We start from the raw sequence: 2,934 nt of genomic DNA, 5'->3' as shown, positions 1-2,934 counted from the left end.
GCCGTCGCCGACGTGGTCGACCGGCACGAGGTGCTGCGCACCGTCTATCCGGAGACCGCCGACGGTCAAGGCGTGCAGGTCGTGCTGCCCGCCGGGCAGAGCACGCTCGATCTCACCGCGATCGAGGTCGCCGAGGACGAGATCTCCGAGCGGATCAGCGAACTGGTGCTGACCGGCTTCGACGTCACCACCGAGGTGCCGGTGCGGGCACAACTGTTCCGCATCGCCGGCTCGATGGACGGCTCCCAGCCCGACACGCACGTGCTGGTGTTCGTGGTGCACCACATCTCCGGCGACGGTTGGTCGGTGCGGCCGCTGGCCCGCGACGTGATGGTGGCCTACTCGGCCCGCTCGCGCGGCGAGGCGCCCAGCTGGGCTCCGCTGCCGGTGCAATACGCCGACTACGCGCTGTGGCAGCGCGAAACGCTCGGCTCGGAGAGTGACGCCGGCTCGCTGATCGCCCAGCAGGTCGCGTTCTGGTCGCAGAATCTGGCCGGTCTGCCCGAGCAGCTGGATCTGCCGTCGGACCGCTCGCGTCCGGCGGTGGCGTCCAACCGCGGCGGCGTGTACGAGTTCTCGCTCGACGCGCGGCTGTTGCGCGAACTGAACGCGCTGGCCCGCGCGAACGGCGCCAGCCTGTTCATGGTGGTGCACGCGACGTTCGCCGCCCTGTTGTCGCGTCTGTCCGGCAGCGACGACATCGCTATCGGCACCGCGGTCGCTGGCCGCGGTGAGGCGGTGCTCGACGATGCCATCGGCATGTTCGTCAACACGCTGGTGCTGCGCAGCGCGGTCGACCCGGCCATACCGTTCACCGAATTGCTGGCCCGCACCAAGGACACCGATCTCGCGGCGTTCGCGCACGCGGACCTGCCGTTCGAGCGGTTGGTGGAGATCCTGAACCCGGCGCGCTCGCAGGCGCGGCATCCGCTGTTCCAGGTGATGCTGTCGTTCCAGAACACCGGCGAGGCCGCGTTCGAACTGCCCGGGCTCGACGTGGCCGGTGTGCCGCTGGACGTGGTGACCGCCAAATTCGACCTGCACCTCAACCTCGCCGACCGGTTCGCCGCCGATGGCGCCGTTGACGGCATGACCGCCGAATTCGCTTACGCGACCGACATGTTCGACGTCGACACGATCGCGGGCCTCGCGCAGCGCTTCGTGCGCATGCTGGCCGCGGTCGCCGCGGATTCGTCCGTGGTCATCGGGGACGTCGAGCTGCTCGACAGCGTCGAGCGCGCCGACGTCGTCGAGCGGTGGAATGCCACCGCGCACGCGGTCGACCCGGCCGCCACGTTGGTTTCGATGTTCGCCGCGCAGGTCGAACGGACTCCGGACGCGCCCGCGATCACGTTCGAGGGGACAACTCTGGCCCTCCCGTCGCCCGACCACCACCCCTCATCGAGTCACTACGTGACGCTGACGTATTCCGAGTTCACTGCGCGAGTGAACCGCCTGGCCCGCCACCTGATCTCGCTGGGCGTCGGACCTGACGCGATGGTCGCGCTCGGCATGCGCCGCTCGATCGATCTGGTGGTCGGCATGTACGCGGTGAGCGTCGCCGGTGGCGCGTATGTGCCGCTGGATCCGGATCATCCGGCCGACCGCACCCGGTACGTACTGGAGACCGCTCAACCGGTCTGTGTGCTGACCACCTCGCGTGACGAGTTCGACGCCGGGGCGACGCGGGCGATCGAGATCGACCTGATTTCGCTGACCGACTACTCGGACGCGCCGGTCACCGACGCGGACCGCCGCGCGCCGCTGCGTCCGTCGAACACCGCGTACGTGATCTTCACCTCCGGCTCCACCGGCCGCCCGAAGGGTGTGGCGGTGTCGCACGCGGCGATCGTCAACCGCCTGGTGTGGATGCAGGACGAGTACAGCCTGAACGGCACCGACGCGGTATTGCAGAAGACCCCGGCAACGTTCGACGTGTCGGTGTGGGAGTTCTTCTGGCCGTTGCAGGTCGGCGCGCGGCTGGTCGTCGCCAAACCCGACGGTCATCGCGACCCGGCATACCTGGTGCAGGTCATCACGGACGAGCGCGTCACCACGGCGCACTTCGTGCCGTCGATGCTGTCGGTGTTCGTGGCTGTGTTGGATGCGGCGGGGCACTCCGTGGTCACGCAAAGCACCGCCTCCGGGACCGACGCGGCCGCCGAAGAGCGTGCCGAGGAATGCGCGAGCCTGCGTAATGTTTTCGCCTCTGGTGAGGCGTTGCCCGCGGTGACCGCGCAGAAGTTGCGCGAGTTGACCGGTGCGCGGTTGCACAACCTGTACGGTCCGACCGAGGCTGCGGTCGATGTCACCTTCCACGAGGTGACCGAGGACGACACCGTCTCGGTGCCGATCGGTGCTCCGGTGTTCAACACGCAGGTGTACGTGCTGGATTCGCGCCTGCACCCGGTGCCGGTCGGTGTCGCGGGTGAGCTGTACCTCGCGGGTGCGCAGTTGGCTCGTGGCTATGTGGCGCGTCCTGATCTGACCGCGGATCGTTTCGTGGCCGATCCGTTCGGTGCGCCGGGTGAGCGGATGTACCGCACCGGTGACCTGGTGACCTGGACGGCCAAGGGCGAGCTGGAATACCTGGGTCGCACCGACTTCCAGGTGAAGCTGCGTGGTCTGCGCATCGAGCTGGGCGAGATCGAGTCGGCGCTCACGGCGCTGGATTCGATCGCGCAGGCGGTGGTCGTGGTGCGCTCGGACGAGCGGCTCGGCGACCAGCTGGTGGCCTACGTCATCGCGACCGCGGGCCGTTCGGTGGACATCGACGCCGTGCGCGCGGAACTCGGCGGCGAGTTGCCCGCGTACATGGTGCCCTCGGCGTTCGTGGTGCTGGAGGCGTACCCGCTGAACGCCTCCGGCAAGCTGGATCGCAAGGCGCTGCCCGCGCCGGTGTTCGAGGCCAAGGTGTTCCGCGCGCCGTCCACC

At 68.8% G+C, this 2,934-nt stretch carries 1 protein-coding gene; it reads left to right on the top strand.

Translation table 11 applies throughout. The features are described from left to right. On the top strand, positions 1-2,934 hold a 2,934-nt coding region (locus tag NA4_RS37830), incomplete at both ends, for a non-ribosomal peptide synthetase (protein WP_157129570.1).

Source organism: Nocardia amamiensis NBRC 102102 (genome assembly GCF_001612745.1).
GTDB lineage: Bacteria > Actinomycetota > Actinomycetes > Mycobacteriales > Mycobacteriaceae > Nocardia > Nocardia amamiensis.
The sequence above is the reverse complement of the archived record's forward strand: the minus strand, read 5'-3'. Positions and strand labels throughout refer to the sequence as shown.